Annotated in this window: 21 protein-coding genes; 19 read left to right on the top strand and 2 right to left on the bottom strand. The window is 70.9% G+C overall.

The features are described 5' to 3' along the window. Window positions 1–142: 142 nt before the first annotated feature. The gene (gene map, locus OVA28_RS15165) at window positions 143–922 is read right to left on the bottom strand and encodes a type I methionyl aminopeptidase (protein WP_268097537.1); all 780 of its coding nucleotides are present in this window, start codon (window positions 920–922) and stop codon (window positions 143–145) included. A gap of 174 nt (window positions 923–1,096) precedes the next feature. Here map and rplS point away from each other — a divergent pair, with 174 nt between their 5' ends. The 9 genes from rplS to OVA28_RS15120 all read left to right on the top strand — a co-directional run bounded on the left by rplS (window position 1,097) and on the right by OVA28_RS15120 (window position 8,110). Continuing rightward, window positions 1,097–1,453, top strand: coding sequence for a 50S ribosomal protein L19 (gene rplS, locus OVA28_RS15160; RefSeq protein WP_071271237.1), 357 nt, complete (start codon window positions 1,097–1,099; stop codon window positions 1,451–1,453). 144 nt (window positions 1,454–1,597) lie between these two features. Further along, window positions 1,598–2,344, top strand: coding sequence for a signal peptidase I (gene lepB, locus OVA28_RS15155; protein WP_194660254.1), 747 nt, complete (start codon window positions 1,598–1,600; stop codon window positions 2,342–2,344). Continuing rightward, window positions 2,341–3,045 (top strand): ribonuclease HII, encoded by a 705-nt coding sequence (locus OVA28_RS15150; RefSeq protein WP_268097535.1) that lies wholly within the window; start codon window positions 2,341–2,343, stop codon window positions 3,043–3,045. The genes lepB and OVA28_RS15150 overlap by 4 nt, the downstream gene beginning before the upstream one ends. Window positions 3,046–3,113: 68 nt before the next feature. Further along, a complete protein-coding gene (locus OVA28_RS15145; protein ID WP_194625395.1) occupies window positions 3,114–3,437 on the top strand; it encodes a DUF2469 family protein in 324 nt (107 codons plus the stop codon). Between the two features lie 104 nt (window positions 3,438–3,541). Beyond that, complete coding sequence (locus OVA28_RS15140; RefSeq protein ID WP_071271225.1) at window positions 3,542–3,895, top strand: histone-like nucleoid-structuring protein Lsr2; 354 nt, start codon at window positions 3,542–3,544, stop codon at window positions 3,893–3,895. 140 nt (window positions 3,896–4,035) lie between these two features. Then, window positions 4,036–4,389, top strand: a complete 354-nt coding sequence (locus OVA28_RS15135; RefSeq protein WP_268097534.1) for a YraN family protein — start codon at window positions 4,036–4,038, stop codon at window positions 4,387–4,389. After that, window positions 4,386–5,918 carry a YifB family Mg chelatase-like AAA ATPase gene (locus OVA28_RS15130; protein ID WP_268097532.1) on the top strand — a complete coding sequence of 511 codons (1,533 nt, stop codon included), beginning with the start codon at window positions 4,386–4,388 and terminating at the stop codon, window positions 5,916–5,918. The genes OVA28_RS15135 and OVA28_RS15130 overlap by 4 nt, the downstream gene beginning before the upstream one ends. Beyond that, complete coding sequence (gene dprA / locus OVA28_RS15125) at window positions 5,915–7,156, top strand: DNA-processing protein DprA (RefSeq protein WP_268097531.1); 1,242 nt, start codon at window positions 5,915–5,917, stop codon at window positions 7,154–7,156. Before OVA28_RS15130 ends, dprA begins: the two co-directional genes overlap by 4 nt. A gap of 24 nt (window positions 7,157–7,180) precedes the next feature. After that, on the top strand, window positions 7,181–8,110 hold the full coding sequence (locus OVA28_RS15120; protein ID WP_268097530.1) for a tyrosine recombinase XerC: 930 nt from the start codon (window positions 7,181–7,183) through the stop codon (window positions 8,108–8,110). Window positions 8,111–8,126: 16 nt separating this feature from the next. Here the strand turns inward: OVA28_RS15120 and OVA28_RS15115 are convergent, their stop codons facing one another. Next, window positions 8,127–8,516: a M23 family metallopeptidase gene (locus OVA28_RS15115; protein ID WP_268097529.1), complete on the bottom strand. Its 390-nt coding sequence runs from the start codon at window positions 8,514–8,516 to the stop codon at window positions 8,127–8,129. A 624-nt stretch (window positions 8,517–9,140) separates the two neighbouring features. Between OVA28_RS15115 and OVA28_RS15110 the strand changes: the two genes are divergently transcribed. From OVA28_RS15110 to OVA28_RS15065, 10 genes are all read left to right on the top strand, one after another. After that, complete coding sequence (locus OVA28_RS15110) at window positions 9,141–10,583, top strand: sugar porter family MFS transporter (protein WP_268097528.1); 1,443 nt, start codon at window positions 9,141–9,143, stop codon at window positions 10,581–10,583. A 250-nt stretch (window positions 10,584–10,833) separates the two neighbouring features. Continuing rightward, a complete protein-coding gene (gene rpsB / locus OVA28_RS15105) occupies window positions 10,834–11,760 on the top strand; it encodes a 30S ribosomal protein S2 (RefSeq protein ID WP_071271210.1) in 927 nt (308 codons plus the stop codon). Between the two features lie 87 nt (window positions 11,761–11,847). Beyond that, window positions 11,848–12,675 (top strand): translation elongation factor Ts, encoded by an 828-nt coding sequence (tsf, locus tag OVA28_RS15100; RefSeq protein WP_194660291.1) that lies wholly within the window; start codon window positions 11,848–11,850, stop codon window positions 12,673–12,675. A 150-nt stretch (window positions 12,676–12,825) separates the two neighbouring features. Then, window positions 12,826–13,545: a UMP kinase gene (pyrH, locus tag OVA28_RS15095; RefSeq protein ID WP_194660292.1), complete on the top strand. Its 720-nt coding sequence runs from the start codon at window positions 12,826–12,828 to the stop codon at window positions 13,543–13,545. A 46-nt stretch (window positions 13,546–13,591) separates the two neighbouring features. Next, window positions 13,592–14,146 (top strand): ribosome recycling factor, encoded by a 555-nt coding sequence (gene frr, locus OVA28_RS15090; RefSeq protein WP_194660293.1) that lies wholly within the window; start codon window positions 13,592–13,594, stop codon window positions 14,144–14,146. Further along, on the top strand, window positions 14,146–15,168 hold the full coding sequence (locus OVA28_RS15085; RefSeq protein ID WP_194660294.1) for a phosphatidate cytidylyltransferase: 1,023 nt from the start codon (window positions 14,146–14,148) through the stop codon (window positions 15,166–15,168). Before frr ends, OVA28_RS15085 begins: the two co-directional genes overlap by 1 nt. A 76-nt stretch (window positions 15,169–15,244) precedes the next feature. Then, the gene (locus OVA28_RS15080; RefSeq protein ID WP_194660295.1) at window positions 15,245–15,793 is read left to right on the top strand and encodes a DivIVA domain-containing protein; all 549 of its coding nucleotides are present in this window, start codon (window positions 15,245–15,247) and stop codon (window positions 15,791–15,793) included. Between the two features lie 66 nt (window positions 15,794–15,859). Next, window positions 15,860–16,849 carry a transglycosylase SLT domain-containing protein gene (locus OVA28_RS15075; RefSeq protein ID WP_268097527.1) on the top strand — a complete coding sequence of 330 codons (990 nt, stop codon included), beginning with the start codon at window positions 15,860–15,862 and terminating at the stop codon, window positions 16,847–16,849. Between the two features lie 16 nt (window positions 16,850–16,865). Beyond that, the gene (locus OVA28_RS15070; RefSeq protein ID WP_194660296.1) at window positions 16,866–17,183 is read left to right on the top strand and encodes a hypothetical protein; all 318 of its coding nucleotides are present in this window, start codon (window positions 16,866–16,868) and stop codon (window positions 17,181–17,183) included. Next, the gene (locus tag OVA28_RS15065) at window positions 17,180–17,932 is read left to right on the top strand and encodes an alpha/beta hydrolase (RefSeq protein WP_268097526.1); all 753 of its coding nucleotides are present in this window, start codon (window positions 17,180–17,182) and stop codon (window positions 17,930–17,932) included. Before OVA28_RS15070 ends, OVA28_RS15065 begins: the two co-directional genes overlap by 4 nt. Window positions 17,933–17,995 lie beyond the last annotated feature (63 nt).

Here is a 17,995-nt window from a genome sequence, read left to right as displayed (position 1 = left end):
CGCGTGGGTGGTCGAATCGCGCGTAGGGGGTCGGATCTTCCGACCCCCTACGCGCGTTGTCGCGTGCCATCGCACGTGGTGTGGGTGGGACCGTGCGCCGGACTGGAGGTTCGGTGCCGGGCCGCCCCGAGCCTCCCGTCCGTCAGGTGCGCGCGTCCGCGCGCAGGGTGAGGACCTCGGGGCCGGTCTCGGTGACCGCGACCGTGTGCTCGACGTGGGCGGCGCGGGAACCGTCGACGCTCCTGAGCGTCCAGCCGTCGGCGTCCTGCACGAGCTCGTCCGTGCCCTGCATCAGCCACGGCTCGATCGCGACGACCAGGCCAGGGCGGAGCTTCAGGCCGCGCCCGGGCCGGCCGTCGTTCGGGACGTGCGGCTCCCCGTGCATCGTACGACCGACACCGTGACCGCCGAACTGCAGGTTGACGTCGTAGCCCGCCCGGCGCTCGACGGCCCCGATCGCGGACGAGACGTCGCCGAGCTTGTTGCCCGGGCGCGCCTGCGCGATTCCCGCGGCGAGGGCACGTTCGACCGTGTCGATGAGGCGCTGGTCCTCCTCGCGGGGCGTGCCGACCTGCACCGTCACGGCGGAGTCGGCCACCCAGCCGTCGACGCTCGCGGCGAAGTCGAGGCTCACGAGGTCACCGTCCGCCAGCACGCGGTCGTGGGGGAGCCCGTGGAGTGCGGCGTCGTTGACGCTCGTGCACAGGTTCCGGCCGAACGGCGAGTTGCCGAACGACGGGTGGTAGTCGACGTAGCAGCTGACGGCACCACGGTCGGCGATCATCTGCGCGGCCACCCGGTCGAGGTCGAGCAGGTTCACACCGACGTCGACCGTGCGGAGCAGCTCGTCGAGGACATCGGCGACGAAGCGACCGGCCACGCGGAGTCCGTCGAGTTCGGTCGGGGTGCGGAGTTCGATCATGGGACCATCCTCCCCGGTCCGCCCGTTGTGCGGCCGACCGGAGCTGTGGCAGTATGGACAGCTGTGCCCTGGCTGGACTCTGCCACGGGGGAGTCGCCGACACCGGGCACACCACTTCGTTCCCACCACCGATCCGCGGCGACCCGTGCGCGTCCGCAGAGAGTGAACTGACTCATGAGCCAACTCCTCGACAACGTCGACGCAGCATCGCTGCGCACCGACGTCCCGGACTTCCGTGCGGGTGACACCGTCAAGGTCCACGTCAACATCATCGAAGGCACGCGCTCGCGTGTCCAGGTGTTCCAGGGCGTCGTCATCGGCCGCCAGGGCCACGGCATCGGCGAGACCTTCAAGGTCCGCAAGGTCAGCTTCCAGGTCGGCGTCGAGCGCTGGTTCCCGGTGCACTCGCCGATCATCGACCACATCGAGATCGTGACCCGCGGTGACGTCCGTCGCGCCAAGCTGTACTACCTGCGCGAACTGCGCGGCAAGGCGGCTCGTCGCAAGATCAAGGAGAAGCGCGACAACTGATCGCCTTCACAGTGAGCGTCGCGAGCCGACGCCACTGACGGCCCCTCGTCCATGTACGGTTGTGCATCGGACGGGGGGCTCTCCCGTTCCCCGGTGCTGTTCCCAGAGCGGTTCCGGACGCTGGTTCCTGACGACGAGGGTGGCATGACCGACACGACCGAGAACGACGGGCGTCGGCCTCGTGCCAGCAAGCAGCGGAACGGTGTGCTCACCTTCCTCCGTGACCTGCTCATCATCTTCGTCGCGGCACTCCTGGTCTCGTTCCTGGTCAAGACCTTCCTGATCCGCTCGTTCTACATCCCGTCCGCGTCGATGCAGAACACGCTGCAGATCGACGACCGGGTCATCGTGAACGAGCTCGTCCCCAAGACCGTGTCGCTCAAGCACGGCGACATCGTCGTGTTCAAGGACCCGGGCGGGTGGCTGACCGGCGCCGAGGTGCCGAGCGTCACGCCCACCTCGCAGCCCGCACGCTCGATCGACTGGTTGCTGACCCAGGTCGGCCTCGGCACCGGCGACAGCGACGACCACCTCATCAAGCGTGTCATCGGCCTGCCGGGCGACAAGGTCGCCTGCTGCAACGACCTCGGGCAGATGACGGTCAACGGGGTGCCGCTCAAGGAGCCGTACCTCAAGCTCCCCGCGGGGGAGACCCGCGCCTCCGGCACCGACTTCTCGGTGACCGTGCCCAAGGGCACCATCTGGGTGATGGGCGACAACCGCTACGACTCCAAGGACTCCCGCTACAACGGCGACACCCCGTCCAAGGGCTTCGTGCCGCTCTCCGACGTGACCGGCCGGGCCTTCGTGATCTCCTGGCCGACCAGCCGGTGGACGTGGCTCGACGACTACCCGAACGTCTTCGCCGGCGTGGAGGAGAAGCGCCAGTGAGCCCGGTCCGTCCGTCCCTGCGCGTGGAGAAGTCGCTCTTCGCCGCCGGGAGCGTGACGGTCATCGGCGTCGACGAGGTCGGCCGCGGCGCCATCGCCGGTCCGGTCGCGGTCGGCGCGGCAGCGATCACGATCGACGTCCGTCGCGTGCCGCAGGGGCTGGCGGACTCGAAGCTGCTCTCCGCTGCCCGACGGACCGAACTCGTGCCGGTGGTGACGAAGTGGGCCCGAACCGCCGTCGGCATGGCGTCGGCCGACTACGTCGACGAGCAGGGCATCGTGCCAGCGCTCGGACTGGCCGGGGCGCGGGCGCTCTCGGCGCTGCAGGACTCCGGTGTGTCCTTCGATGGCGCCGTGGTCGTGCTGGACGGCTCCTCCGACTGGTTGTCCCGCGCGCTGCCGCCGACGCTGGTCGAGTCCTCGCCGCTCGAGGTCACGGTGCGGGTCAAGGCCGACCGGGACTGCGCCTCGGTGGCCGCGGCGTCGGTGGTGGCGAAGGTCGAGCGCGACATGCTCATGGTCGCCGCCCACGACGACGCTCCGCACTACGCATGGGCGTCGAACAAGGGCTACGGGTCGACGGCGCACTACGACGCCATCCGCGCGGTCGGGCCGCACGCGTTGCACCGCACGAGCTGGTTGCACGCGGTGTCGAGCGTGGCGCTGGACGGCTTCGACGAGCTGGCCGCACCGGTCGCGTGATCCGTCGACGGGCATGGTTCGCTGTGCGCGTCGTCGCGGTGGCGTCTGCGCCGTAGACTGTGGGCGCAATGGATGATGACGAATTCGACGACTACGACCGCGAGGTCGAGCTCGCTCTCTACCGTGAGTACCGCGACGTCGTGTCGCAGTTCCGCTACGTGGTCGAGACCGAGCGCCGGTTCTACCTCGCCAACGAGGTGGAGCTCGCGCGCCGGGACACCGAGCACGACTTCTACTTCGAACTGACCATGACCGACGTGTGGGTCTGGGACGTCTACCGTTCCGATCGATTCGTGAAGTCGGTCCGCGTGCTGACGTTCAAGGACGTCAATGTCGAGGAACTCACCACGCGTGAACTCGAACTGCCGAAGGAACTCGCGCTCGACGAGTAGACGCATTCCAACGTGGTCATCGTGAACCGCCGGGTGAATTGTGCGCATTTCCGGTCCGCCGGATACTGTGGAGGGGATTTCCACCCCCACGCAAGGAGCACGCAATGGCACAGAAGGTCACCGTCCAGCTCGTCGACGACCTCGATGACTCGCCCATCACCGCAGGCGATGGCCGCACCGTCGAATTCGCATTCGACGGCTCCACGTACGAGATCGACCTGTCCAACGACAATGTCGACAAGTTCCGCGACGCGATCTCCGACTACATCGCCGCGGCGCGGAAGGTGAGCGGCCGTCGCACCACTGGTGGGACCGCCGCTCCGAAGTCGGCGCCGAAGCGCGGCAACTCCGAGGAACTCGCAAAGGTCCGGGAATGGGCCAAGGAGAACGGGTACGAGGTCTCCAGCCGTGGTCGCATCTCCACGCAGGTGCAGGAAGCGTACGCCGCAGCGCACTGATCCTCACGTTCTTGGAGAACCCGGTCGACCGAATGGTCGGCCGGGTTTCTTCGTTCCACCACAGGTGCGAAATCGTTGTCGTTCTCCACAGATGACCACGGATTGCAGATCCGCGGTCGACGTTTCCCGAGCATCAACGGATGCGAACAGTCACTTTGGGAGCCCGCGGCGAAGCGATCGCCGCTGATTGGCTCGAACGGCACGGGTACGTGATCGTCGACCGGAACTGGCGATGTGCTCGGGGGGAGCTGGACATCGTCGCGCGTTGCGCCGACGACCTGGTCTTCGTCGAGGTCAAGACCCGGGCAGGGGCCTCGACCGGGCATCCGCTCGAAGCCGTCACGCCGCAGAAGCTCACGCGCCTCCGCCGACTCGTGCCGGCCTGGTTCGCCGCACACCCGGACCACTCGGCGCGAGCGATCCGCATCGACGCCATCGCCGTGCACGTGATGGGCGACCGATCGGTGGTCGAGCACGTGGAGGCGGTCGCATGACGGACATCGGACGTGCGTCGGCCGTCGCGCTCCTCGGGGTGAGCGGCCGGCTGGTGGAGGTCGAGGCCCACCTCACCAGCCAGTTGCCCGCCTTCAGCATCATCGGGCTGCCGGACACGTCGCTCGGCGAAGCCCGCGAGCGCGTGCGGTCAGCGGCGGCGAACGCGGGGTGCCCGCTGCCCACCCGACGGATCACGGTGAACCTGACGCCCGCTGCCATCCCCAAGCGCGGGTCGGGCTTCGACCTCGCGATCGCGATGGCGGTCCTCGCCGCTGCCGGCAGTGCGCCTCGTGCCTCTGCGCGGGTCGCCTACGTCGGCGAGCTCGGTCTCGACGGGCGGGTCCGTCCGGTGCCGGGGGTGATCCCGATGACGGTCGCCGCGCGCGACGCCGGCATCGAGCGGGTGGTCGTCCCCGTCGGCAACCTGGAGGAGGCCCGGGCGGTGCCCGGCGTCTCGGTGCAGGGCGTCGACTCGCTCCGTGGTGCCGCCATCGACGCCGGCGCCCTCCTGCCACCGGTCGACGTGCAGCCGGTGCTCACGGACCTGCCGCCCGAGCGGCCCCAGCGTGCCGTCGACCTCGCCGAGGTCGTGGGGAACGAGGTCGGGGTCCACGCGATGATCGTCGCGGCAGCCGGTGGGCACCACGCGCTGCTGCTCGGGCCGCCCGGCGCCGGCAAGACGATGCTCGCCGAACGGCTTCCCGGGCTGCTGCCGGACCTCGACTCCGAGGCCGCGCTCGAGGTCGCCGCGGTCCGGTCGGTCGCCGGACTCGGTGCCCGGTCGTGGACACCGCGGCCGCCGTGGGAGGCCCCGCACCACTCCGCGTCGGCGGTCGCCCTGATCGGCGGTGGTTCCGGCACCATCCGACCGGGCGCCGTGTCCCGCGCCACCCGCGGGGTGCTCTTCCTCGACGAGGCGCCGGAGTTCCCCCGGGCCGTGCTCGACGCACTGCGGCAGCCGCTCGAGTCCGGGCGCATCACGGTGCACCGCGCCGCCGGTGCTGCCGAGTTCCCGGCGCGGTGCCAGGTCGTCCTCGCCGCGAACCCCTGCCCGTGCGGGAACGCCGGAGCCCGGCCCGGGTCCGGTGCGCCGCCCTGCGACTGCACGGCGATGACCCTCCGGCGGTACATGGGACGGCTGTCCGGGCCGTTGCTCGACCGGATCGACATCCGCGTGCAGGTCCAACGGGTCACCACGGGTGCGATCCGACGAGCCGCGGGCAGCACGCCGACGACCGCCGAGGCCCGGTCGCTCGTCACCGCGGCGCGGGCCCGGATGCACGCCCGGCTCGAGGGCACTGGGTGGACCACGAACAGCGAGGTCGCGGGCAGCTGGCTGCGTGGAGCGGGGCGCGCGGAACCCGGGTCGACGAAGGACCTCGACCGGGCGCTCGACCTCGGCACGCTCACCATGCGGGGCTGGGACCGGGTGATGCGGCTGGCCTGGACGTTGGCCGACCTCGGCGGGATCGACCTCCCCGGCGGGCCGCAGGTCCGCGCGGCCATCGGGCTCCGGAGCGCGCTGTGAGCGGCGTCGGCGGTGCGACGCGACCGGTGGACCTCGGTGCGGTGCACGAGGGCGCGCTCGACACCGAGGACTCCCTCGCCCGGATCGCGTGGGGCTCGCTCGTGGAACCGGGGGACTCCACCGCGGGCGTGCTCGTCGAGGCACTCGGGGCAGCCAGGGCGCTCGGTCTCGTGCTCGAGGCAGTCCAGCGCGACGTGGCCGTGCTCGTGAGTGCGTGTCTGGACGCGGGCGTCGTCGGCCCCGGCGAGGGTGCGGCGTTCGAGACCGCGCTCGTGGCGGCAGTGGCCCGGTGGCGCCCGCGGACCCAGGCCCTCGACGTCGCGGCGGTGGTGGCGTCCGCGCAGCGGGTCGGCGGTGCGTTGCTGCTGCCCGGGGACGCGGACTGGCCCGAGCGCCTGACCGACCTCGGTGCCCACGCCCCGCTCGTGCTCTGGGGACGCGGACGCCTCCGTGGCCCGGCCGGAGCGCTGCATCACCCGTGCCTGTCGGTCGTCGGCAGCCGCGCGAACACGCTCGCCGGCGCTGAGGCCACGGCGGAGATCACGTCGGCGGCGGCCGATGCCGGGTGCACGGTGATCAGCGGTGGGGCGTACGGCATCGACGCCGTGGCACATCGGGTCGCGATCGCCGCCGGCACGCCCACGGTCGCGGTGCTCGCGGGCGGGATCGACCAGCTCTACCCCGCCGGACACGTCGAGCTCCTCCGGACCGTCGGGCACCAGGGGCTGCTGCTCGCGGAGTCGCCACCGGGGACACGTCCCACGCGGTGGCGGTTCCTGGCCCGCAACCGCCTGATCGCGGCGCTCGGGCACGCGACCGTCGTGGTCGAGGCCGGGGCACGGTCGGGGGCGCTCAACACCGCACACCACGCGGCGCAGCTGGGACGACCGGTGCTGGCCGTGCCTGGTGCGTTCTCCTCCCCGGCGTCCTTCGGGTGCCACCGGCTCGTCGCGCAGGGTCGGGCGCAACTCGCGGTCCAACCGGACGACCCGGTGCGCGCGGCGCTCGAGGCAGCCGGGGAACCGTCGGTGCAGCCGGAGGACGCCGTGCCGCTGCGATCGGCGTCGGAGGACCCCGAGGTGGTCAGGGCCGTCGACGCCCTCGGGCGACGTCCCGCGCCGGTGACCGAGGTCGCTCGGCGGTCCGGGCTCTCCGTCGCCGCCGCCACGGACGCCCTGGCGCTGGCCGAACTGCAGGGGCTCGTCGTCCGACGGCCCGACGGATGGGCAGCGCGGTGATGCCCCGGTGCCTAGGATTGGGGCATGGACGGTCGCGGCGACTCACTCGGTGGCGCGGTCTCGGCGTTCCTCGGCGGCGCGCTGCACGTGCGGGGGCTGAGCGAGCAGACGGTTCGCGCGTACCGGGGCGACCTCGAGGACCTCCTGCGGTTCACCACGGCCCGCAGGCTCAGCGACGTGCAGGAGCTGTCGCTCGAGGTGCTGCGGGACTGGCTCTGGGAGTCGAACGAGCGTGGCCTGGCGCGGTCGAGCATCGCGCGGCGGTCATCGTCGGTCCGGGCCTTCACGCGGTGGGGGAGCGAGAACGGCGTCCTGCTGAACGACCCCGGTGTGCGACTGCGGGCTCCGAAGGGCGCCTCGCACCTGCCGAGGGTGGTCTCGGCCGACCAGGTCCGGGAGCTGCTCGACGGGCTCGCCGGGCGCGCGAGCGGGGACGACCCCGTGGCGCTGCGCGACCTCGCGCTCGTGGAGCTCCTCTACGCCGCGGCGATCCGGGTCAGCGAGCTGGTGGGCATCGACGTCACCGCGGTCGATCGTGGACGTCTGACGGTGCGGGTGCTCGGGAAGGGCGGCAAGGAGCGGGTCGTGCCGTTCGGCGTGCCGGCACAGGACGCGATCGAGGCCTGGCTCGCGCGGGGTCGTCCCGTGCTCGTCGCCCGGGCAGCGGGGACGGCGTCGCCGGCGCTGTTCCTCGGCGACCGGGGTGGGCGCCTCGGGGTGCGGAGCGCGTACCGCGTGGTCGCGCGGCTGCTGCAGGACCTGCCGGGCGAGGGCCCGAGCGGCCCGCACACCTTCCGGCACACGGCAGCGACGCACCTGTTGGACGGGGGAGCGGACCTGCGGGCGGTGCAGGAGCTCCTCGGGCACGCGAGCCTCGGCACGACCCAGATCTACACGCACGTGTCCTCGGCGCGGCTCCGTGAGGTCTACCGAACGGCGCATCCTCGCGCCTGACGAGGACTGCCCCGCGTCACCCGGGCCAGGCGGACTCGGGGAGCAAGACCGGCCACGCGGCCGCGGACAGGTACGGCATGGGGTCGACGTAGCGGTCGTCGAGCCTGGCACCGAGGTGGACGCACGGGTCGTCCGTGGGGCAGTGCCCGACGGCCACGAGTCCCACGGGGTCGCCCTGCTCGACGACGTCGCCCCGCGCGACCGAGGGCTGCACCGAGTCGAGCGTGCTCACCAGTCCGCCGCCGTGGTCGATCGTCACGACGGGCCGGCCGCCGACGGCACCGGCGAACGTCACGACGCCGTCGTCGACCGCGACCGCCGTGGTCCCGAGCGGGGCAGCGACGTCGATGCCGCGATGCCCGGCCGCGTAGTCGTCCGCGGGTGGCTCCCACGGCCGCTCGACCACGCGTGACCCGGTCGGCCACACCCACGGCGGAGCCGCACCCCGGGACCCGCACCCCCGGGACCCGCACCACCGAGATCAGTCCCGGCGGCGCCAGGAGCGCGTACCGGAGTCGGAGCGAGTGCCGGAGTCGGAGCGAGTGCCGTCGTGCAGGCGAGCCCGAGCAGGGCGAGCACCAGGGTGAGGCGGTCCATGGGACCAGCGTGGCGGTGGGGCGGCGACCGGTGACGGGCGCTGGCGGATCTGTGGAGGGTGGGGCGAGCCTCCCGGCTGTGGTGGGACGGCGAAGGCGAGCCGAGCCCTTGCGCGACAAGATCGACGTCGTGCGACAGCGACAGTGTCGTTCTGGGTCGAGAACGGGACGGTCGCCGCGCCGCCCCCGGCCTGCCGGAGCTCGAACGACATCCCGGACGTCGTACGACAGCGACCTTGTCGTTCCGAGTCGGCAGCGGAAACACCGGCGCCAACGGACACGACACCCGCCTCACGAACCTGGTTATGACCACCAGCCGCTCGGGGAGTATCGTCGAGGCCGCTCCGGACCACGCAACGCCGCCCGGCCGGCGAACCAGTCGACCGCCGGGGCACCGTGCACGATCCCGCACGGCGGCAGAACCCAGGAGCATCGTGTCGAACACAGCAACCGGGCACGGAGAAGACCGTGCGTTCAAGGGGAAGGTGACCCTCTTCGCCATCGCGGCGGCCGTGGGTGGCTTCCTCTTCGGATTCGACTCGTCCGTCATCAACGGCGCCGTCGAGGCCATCAAGGGCGAGTTCGACCTGTCCGAGGGCGCCAGCGGCTTCGCGGTCGCCTCGGCCCTCATCGGGTGTGCGTTCGGCGCCTACTTCGCCGGCCGTCTCGCTGACCGCTGGGGTCGCACCCGGGTGATGTTCTGGGCAGCCGTGCTGTTCTTCGTCTCCTCGATCGGGTCCGGCTTCGCGTTCGCCACGTGGGACTTCGTCCTGTGGCGCCTCATCGGCGGCCTCGGCATCGGCACCGCGTCGGTCATCGCCCCCGCGTACATCTCCGAGGTCTCCCCGAAGGCGATCCGTGGGCGGCTGGCCTCGTTCCAGCAGCTCGCGATCACGCTCGGCATCTTCGCCGCCCTGCTCTCCGACCAGTTCTTCGCGGTCACGGCGGGCAGCGCCTCGGCCGAGGTCGCCGGGCTGCCGGCCTGGCGCTGGATGTTCCTGGTCGGCGTGATCCCGTCGATCGTCTACGGCATCCTGGCGATCACGCTGCCGGAGTCGCCGCGCTACCTGCTCACGAAGGGCCGGAAGGACGACGCCCGCGAGGTGATGACGAAGATCGTCCCGCGCGACACGGTGAACACGAGCCTGGAGGAGATCCAGGACGGCATCGAGAAGGAAGCCAACGAGAAGAAGGGCTCCATCCGCGGCAGTCGCTTCGGCCTGCAGCCCATCGTCTGGGTCGGCATCATCCTGGCCGTGCTGCAGCAGTTCGTCGGCATCAACGTGATCTTCTACTACTCGACCACCCTCTGGCAGGCCGTCGGGTTCAAGGAGAACGACTCGTTCCTCATCTCCACGATCACCTCGGTGGTCAACGTCGCGGTGACGTTCATCGCGATCTTCCTGGTGGACAAGGTCGGTCGGAAGCCGCTCCTGGTCGCCGGTTCCGCGGGCATGTTCGTCTCGCTCGCCATGGTCGCCATCGCGTTCTCGCAGTCCGTGATGGTCGACGGCGAGCCGAGCCTGCCGGGCGCGTGGGGCATCATCGCGCTGATCTTCGCGAACCTGTTCGTCGTGTCGTTCGGTGCCACCTGGGGTCCGCTCATGTGGGTGCTCCTCGGCGAGATGTTCCCGAACCGCATCCGTGCGACCGCGCTCGGCATCGGGTCGGCCGCCAACTGGGTCGCGAACTTCATCGTCACGATCTCGTTCCCGGTCCTGTCGGGCTTCAACCTCACCGTCACGTACGGCATCTATGCGCTGTTCGCCCTCATCTCGTTCTTCTTCGTCATCGCGAAGATCCCCGAGACCAAGGGCCGCTCGCTCGAGGAGATGGGCATCTCCGCCGAGGGGGAGACGAGCGCCGCCAAGGCCTAGTCACCACGGCCAGGAGGCACGGCGCGGGTCCGACCCGCACCGTGCCTCCTTTCTGTTAGCATTTCCCCAGCAGCGCGCCGTGGCGCGCTGACTTCGCGTGTCCACGCAACGCACCCGGTCATCGGTCCCCTCTCACGAGCGGGCGGTCGGGTGTCAGGGCACCAGGGACCTCGACCTCCGGTCGTGGTCGACACAACCGCACCAGGTGCACGGTCATGCCGTGCGCCGAGAACCAGAAGGAGGACGGCACATGGCCGTCGTCACCATCCGCCAGCTGCTCGACAGCGGCGTCCACTTCGGACACCAGACCCGTCGGTGGAACCCGAAGGTGAAGCGCTTCATCCTCGCCGAGCGCTCGGGCATCCACATCATCGACCTCCAGCAGTCGCTGGCGTTCATCGACCGCGCGTACGACTTCGTCAAGGAGACGGTCTCGCACGGTGGCACGATCCTCTTCGTGGGCACCAAGAAGCAGGCGCAGGGCTCCATCGCCGAGCAGGCGACCCGCGTCGGCCAGCCGTACGTCAACCAGCGTTGGCTCGGCGGTCTGCTCACGAACTTCCAGACGGTGTCCAAGCGCCTCGCGCGCATGAAGGAGCTCGAGGAGCTCGACTTCGACGACACGACGAAGGGCTTCACCAAGAAGGAGCTCCTCATCAAGAAGCGCGAGCTGGACAAGCTCCACAAGACCCTCGGCGGCATCCGCAACCTCACGCGGACCCCGAGCGCGCTCTGGATCGTCGACACCAAGAAGGAGCACCTCGCCGTCGACGAGGCGCAGAAGCTCGGGATCCCGGTCATCGGCATCCTCGACACCAACTGCGACCCCGACGAGATCACGTACCCGATCCCGGGCAACGACGACGCGATCCGCTCCGTCGGCCTGCTGACCCGCATCATCGCGGACGCCGCAGCCGAGGGCCTCAAGACCCGCCACAACGGTGGCGACGACGACGAGGCCACCGAGCCGCTCGCCGAGTGGGAGCAGGAGCTCCTCGGGGGCGACAGCGCGACGCCGGCCGCCGACGCCGCCCCCGAGGGCAGCACGGTCGAGGAGAACAACGCGGACGCGCAGGTCGCGGACAAGGAGATCGGCGAGCCGATCCCCGACGCGGCGAAGAACGCCGAGCCCACCGCCGAGGCCGCGGCCGCAGCGGAGACCACCCCCGCCGAGTGAGTGTCCGAGGGCGCCGGGCCACACGGCCCGGCGCCCTCGACTCCGCTCGATCCCCACACACGCACAGTCCAGAAAGGACGCCAGCCAATGGCAAACTTCACCGCACAGGACGTGAAGAAGCTCCGCGAGGACCTCGGGGCCGGCATGATGGACGCGAAGAACGCGCTCGTCGAGGCCGACGGCGACTACGACAAGGCCGTCGAGCTGCTCCGCATCAAGGGTGCCAAGGCCGTCGCCAAGCGCGATGACCGCGCCACCTCCGAGGGCGTCGTCGTCGCGACCGCCGACAACGGTGCCGCCACCGTCGTCGAGCTCGCCAGCGAGACCGACTTCGTCGCGAAGAACGAGAAGTTCACCACCCTCGCCGACAAGGTCCTCGCCGCGGTCGCCGCTGCGGGCGCCACCGACGTCGCGTCGGCCAACCAGGCCCCGCTCGACGGCAAGACCGTCCTCGACGTCGTCAACGAGAACGCTGCTGCGCTCGGCGAGAAGCTCGAGGTCCGCACGGTCCGCCGTGTCGAGGGCTCCTCCTTCGAGATCTACCTGCACAAGACGAGCCAGGACCTGCCCCCGCAGATCGCCGTCGTCGTCGCCTACGAGGGCGACAACGCCGCCGAGGCCCGTTCGATCGCGCAGCACGTCGCGTTCGCGAACCCGACGTACCTGACGCGCGACGAGGTCCCGGCTGACGAGATCGCCAAGGAGCGCGCCACCGTCGAGGCGATCACGCGCGAGGAGGGCAAGCCCGAGGCCGCCCTCCCGAAGATCGTCGAGGGTCGGGTGAACGCCTACATCAAGCAGGTGTCGCTCCTCGACCAGGACTACGCGAAGGACAACAAGATCTCCGTCGCGAAGGCCGCGTCCAACGCCGGCATCACGATCCAGGGCTTCGCCCGCGTCAAGGTCGGCGCGTAACGAACCCGTGACGGGGCCAGGAACCACATCGGTTCCTGGCCCCGTTTCTGCGCGCTGCGGCGCGTACCGGTCCGGAGGCTCGACGCGCCTCCGCCGGACCGGCTGCGGCCGGGTAGATTCCCACGAGACATTCGACGAAGGGTGCGACACATGACCGACGAGACGACCGGACGCCGACGGGTCCTGCTGAAGCTCTCCGGAGAGGCGTTCGGCGCCGGCTCCCTGGGGGTCAACCCCGACGTCATCGCCACCATCGCGAAGCAGATCGCCGACGCCGCGCGCGAGGTCGAGGTCGCGATCGTCGTGGGCGGTGGCAACTTCTTCCGCGGCGCCGAGCTCTCGCAGCGCGGCATGGACCGCGGACGTGCCGACTACATGGGCATGCTCGGGACGGTCATGAACGCCCTGGCGCTGCAGGACTTCCTGGAGCAGGCCGGTGCCGCCACCCGGGTGCAGTCCGCGATCAGCATGACCCAGGTCGCCGAGCCGTACATCCCGCGGCGTGCCGAGCGGCACCTCGAGAAGGGCCGGGTCGTCATCTTCGGCGCCGGCGCCGGGCTGCCCTACTTCTCCACCGACACGGTCGCCGCGCAGCGTGCGCTCGAGATCGGCGCGACCGAGGTCCTCGTCGCCAAGAACGGCGTCGACGGCGTGTACTCCGCCGACCCGAAGAAGGACCCGACCGCGGAGAAGCTGCACCACGTGACGTACCAGGACGCCCTGCTGCAGGGACTCAAGGTCGTGGACGCCACCGCGTTCTCCCTCTGCATGGACAACGGCATGCCGATGCACGTCTTCGGCATGGAGGGCGAGGGCAACGTCGCTGCCGCCATCCGGGGCGAGCGCATCGGCACCGTGGTCAGCAACTGACCCGAGCGCCTGACTAGACTCGACGACGTACCGAAGGAGAACCACCGTGATCAGTGATGTCATGACCGACGCGACCGCGAAGATGGCGAAGGCCGTCGAGGTCGCCAAGGACGACTTCGCCACCGTCCGAACCGGGCGCATCAACGCCGCGCTCTTCCAGAAGATCCCGGTCGACTACTACGGCTCGCCGACGCCGCTCGCGCAGCTGGCGTCCCTCCAGACGCCGGAGGCCCGCACGCTCATCGTGACGCCCTACGACAAGACGGCGCTGAAGGAGATCGAGCGGGCCATCGCGACCTTCCCGAACCTCGGTGCCAGCCCCACGAACGACGGCGAGATCGTCCGCGTGACGATCCCGGAGCTCACCCAGGACCGCCGCAAGGAGTTCGTGAAGCTCGTGCGCGGCAAGGGCGAGGACCACAAGGTCGTCATCCGCAACATCCGTCGCAAGGCCAAGGACGACCTCGAGGCCCTGAAGGGGGAGGTGTCGGACGACGACATCGCCCGCGGCGACAAGGACCTCGACGCCCTGACGAAGAAGCACGTCGACCTGATCGACGAGTCGCTGAAGAAGAAGGAAGCCGAACTCCTCGAGGTCTGATGCGGCGTCACGACGAGGGCGCCGACCGCCCGACAGCAGCAGATGACCCCCGCCCGTCGGCGAAGGGCTTCCGGCAGGACTTCGATGCCAGGGCCCGCGCCGCACGGACAGATTTCGAGGCCCAGCTCCGGCAGCGGCGGGCGTCGTTCGACGCGCGCCGCGCCTCCTTCGACGCCCGCAACGAGGCCCTGACCGCGCGCACCGGGCGGAACCTGCCCGCGGCGATCGCGATCGCCCTGGCCTTCGCCGTCGTGATGCTAGGGTCGCTGCTGCTCTGGACGCCGTCCTTCATGGTCGTCGCCGCGTTCCTCCTCGGCTTCGGCGTGTGGGAGCTCGCGGGGGCCATGCGCTTCGCCGGTCGCGACGTCCCGCGCATCCCGAGCGTCGCGACGGCGGTCGCGATGGTCCCGGCGGCGTTCCTCGGCGGGCAGGTCCAGGCCCTCTTCACGATCCTCGGCGGGATCGTCGTCATCTCCGTGTGGCGTCTCGTCGAGGTCGCCGTGGCACGGCCCCGCCCGTCCAGGGGCAACGTCGTCCGTGACCTCACCAACGGCCTGTTCGTCCAGGCCTACGTCACGCTCCTCGGCGCCTGCGTGGTGCTCCTGTCGACGCTCGAGCGCGGCAACTTCTGGGTGGTCGGCTTCATCCTCGTCGTCGTCGCGGTCGACACCGGCGCCTACGCGACCGGGCTCAACCTCGGCAAGCACCCGATGGCGCCGCGGATCAGCCCGAAGAAGACGTGGGAGGGCTTCGCCGGCTCCGTCGCCGCCAGCATCGTCATGGGCATCCTGGTGTCCTGGCTCATGCTCGACATGCCGTGGTGGTTCGGCATCATCCTCGGCGTCCTGATCTCCGGGTCGGCCACGCTCGGCGACCTGACCGAGTCGATGATCAAGCGCGACCTCGGCATCAAGGACATCTCGTCGTTCCTCCCCGGGCACGGCGGGCTGCTCGACCGGATCGACAGCATCCTGCCGTCCGCTGCCGTCGGCTACGTGCTGTACCTCATCGTCAACCACTGACCCCGCTCAGGCGGCAGCGGCTCCCGAGTCCGCGCGTCCAGCCGGTCCCAGGGTGGTGTGCTGGCAGAATGTCGCCGTGCCCACGACGTTCCCGACAACTCCCCGCTCGGTCCTCGGCTACGACGTCGACGAGGTCGACCGTTTCCTCGAGGACGCCCGCCGCGCCTACACGGCGAACGACAGCGCCCCGGGGCTCGAGGCCGCCAAGATCCGCGCCACCGCCTTCTCGATGAAGAAGGGCGGGTACTCCACGCAGCACGTCGACGCCGCACTCGAGCGGCTCGAGGACGCCTTCGCCGCCCGGGAGCGCGAGCGCGAGATCGCCGACGTCGGGCAGAAGACCTGGTACGCCGACGCCCGCACGAAGGCGTCCGACGTGGTCGAGCGCCTCGACCGGCCCGACGGCCAGCGCTTCCACCGCGTGAACGTCCTGGCCACCGGGTACCACCCGAAGGACGTCGACGCGTTCGCCAAGCGCCTGGGCGGCTACTTCCGCGAGGGCAAGCCGCTGAGCCTGACCGAGGTCCGCTCGATCGTGTTCCGGCCCAAGCACGGCGGGTACCGCGAGGCCCAGGTCGACGCGCTCCTCGACGCCGTCGTCGAGGTCATGCTCGCCGTCCGCTGACCGTCGCGACGCGCTGGCCCCGGGTGCTTCGCTTTCCGTGATCGTTCCGTTATCCTGGTCAGACTCATGGGCAGGCACACGGCAGACCTCAGCTCCGACCGCGCATCCCGGCAGCACCTCGACGACCACGTCGTCAGTGAGCGCCGCGCGGCACTGAACCGAACCCGCACGGCGGAGACCCCGGTGCAGTCGGTGGACCCGACCGCAGCGACTCCAGCGCAGCAGGGCCAGGCAGCCGCGCCCGTCGCGCCGAAGTCGGTGGCGGCGAACCGGGTCAGCCCCGCGACGCCGTCGGACCCGCGCGTCGTCAAGCAGCGCCGCGGTGCCGTGGCGCGCACCAGCCCGAAGAACCGCATCGCCACGGCGGCGCGTCGTCCCGCGACGGACGCCACGCTCAACGGCTTCATGCGCCGCCGCTCGAACGTGCCGGCGCTCTCGTTCTTCGCCGTGGCACTGCTGGCATGCGGCTCCCTGTTCAACCCGCTGCAGGCCGACGTGGCCCAGGCCGCCGTCGACACCCCGGTGCTCACGAAGGCCCCCGCGGCGCCGCAGCAGTTCAGCGCGCACGGCACCTACGCCGCCTTCGACGTGACCCGCGACGGCTACGAGATCGTCAAGCCCGTGCCGAAGAAGGTCGTCAAGCCCGCGCCGGTCGTCACCGCCACGGACACCACGACGACCGACGCTGCGAAGCCGGCCGCCGCTGCTGCGGTCACCCCGTCGAACAGCATCGCCGCCGTCGCCGCCACGCCGGACCCGGGCAGCGCCCAGGCCATCGCGCTCGACCTCGTCACCGCACGCGGCTGGGGCACCGACCAGTACAGCTGCCTCGTCTCCCTGTGGAACAAGGAGTCGGGCTGGCGCGTCAACGCGTACAACCCGAGTGGCGCCTACGGCATCCCGCAGGCCCTCCCCGGCGCGAAGATGGCGACCGCCGGTGCCGACTGGCAGACGAACCCGGCCACGCAGATCACCTGGGGCCTGAACTACATCTCCGGCGTCTACGGCACCCCGTGCGGCGCCTGGGGCCACAGCCAGTCCTTCAACTGGTACTGATCGGCAGCCCCCACCAGTGCCGCGCAGCAACCGGCCGCGGCGACCGAAGGGTCGAACCGACGGCGCTCGGGTCGAGGACGTCGAAGAACCCTTCGGCCTCGACCGCCTCATGAGCGGCTGGAAGCGCACGGAGGTCCGTCGTGGTCGCGAGTACGCCGTCCAGCCGATCTCGGCAGCGTCCGCGCAGAAGGAGTACCTCTGCCCGGGCTGCGGTCTGACGATCGAGCCCGGCGTCGCGCACGTCGTCGTGTGGCGCGCTGACGGGGTCCTCGGCGATGCCGCCGACCTGGCGTCGCGCCGGCACTGGCACAACCACTGCTGGAGGACGGCATGACCGACGTCGACCCGGCCGCCGCGGACACCGAGATCCGGTCGGCGACGGTGCTGCCCGCCGTCCGGACCGACGTCGAGCTCGTCACCGACGACCACCTCACCCTGGTGGGGGAGCTCGCCGAACCGCAGGGCCGCCCCGCGCGCGGCACGATCGTCACCCTGCACCCGCTGCCCACCGCGCAGGGCTTCATGGACTCGCACGTCCTGAAGAAGGCGGCAGCTCGGCTGCCCGAGCTCGCCGACATCGCGGTGCTCCGCTTCAACTTCCGCTCGGTCACCTCACCGCGTGGCACCTCCGAGGGGACCTTCGGCGAGGGCGTCTCCGAGGGCTTCGACCTCCGCGCCGCCGTTGCCGACGTCACCGCACGCGGGCTCCCGACGCCGTGGCTGGTCGGGTGGTCCTTCGGGACCGAGGTGATCCTCAAGCACGCGCTCGAACACGTCGAGGGCGGCACCGTCGCCGGGGTCGTCCTGCTCTCGCCGCCGCTGCACCGCACGAGCGACGCGGAACTCGCCCGCTGGGCCGCCGTCGACGTGCCGGTGGTCGCCCTGGTGCCCGAGCACGACGACTTCCTGCAGCCCGACGACGCCGCCCGGCGGTTCGCCGTCGCGCCGAACGTCCGCGTCGTGCCGGTGGCGGGTGCGAAGCACCTCTGGGTGGGGGAGCGGTACGTCCGCGTCGTCCTCGACGCCGTCGCGGACCTGGTCGTCCCGGGGTCGGCACCGCTGCCGACCCACTGGCCGCGCTGAGCACCGCACCACGGTGCGGAGGTGCGCCGACCTGGAGGACCGGGTCGGGCCTCCAGGTCGGGT

It is taken from the genome of Curtobacterium sp. SL109 (assembly GCF_026672405.1).
Taxonomy (GTDB): Bacteria; Actinomycetota; Actinomycetes; order Actinomycetales; family Microbacteriaceae; genus Curtobacterium.
The sequence above is the reverse complement of the archived record's forward strand: the minus strand, read 5'-3'. Positions and strand labels throughout refer to the sequence as shown.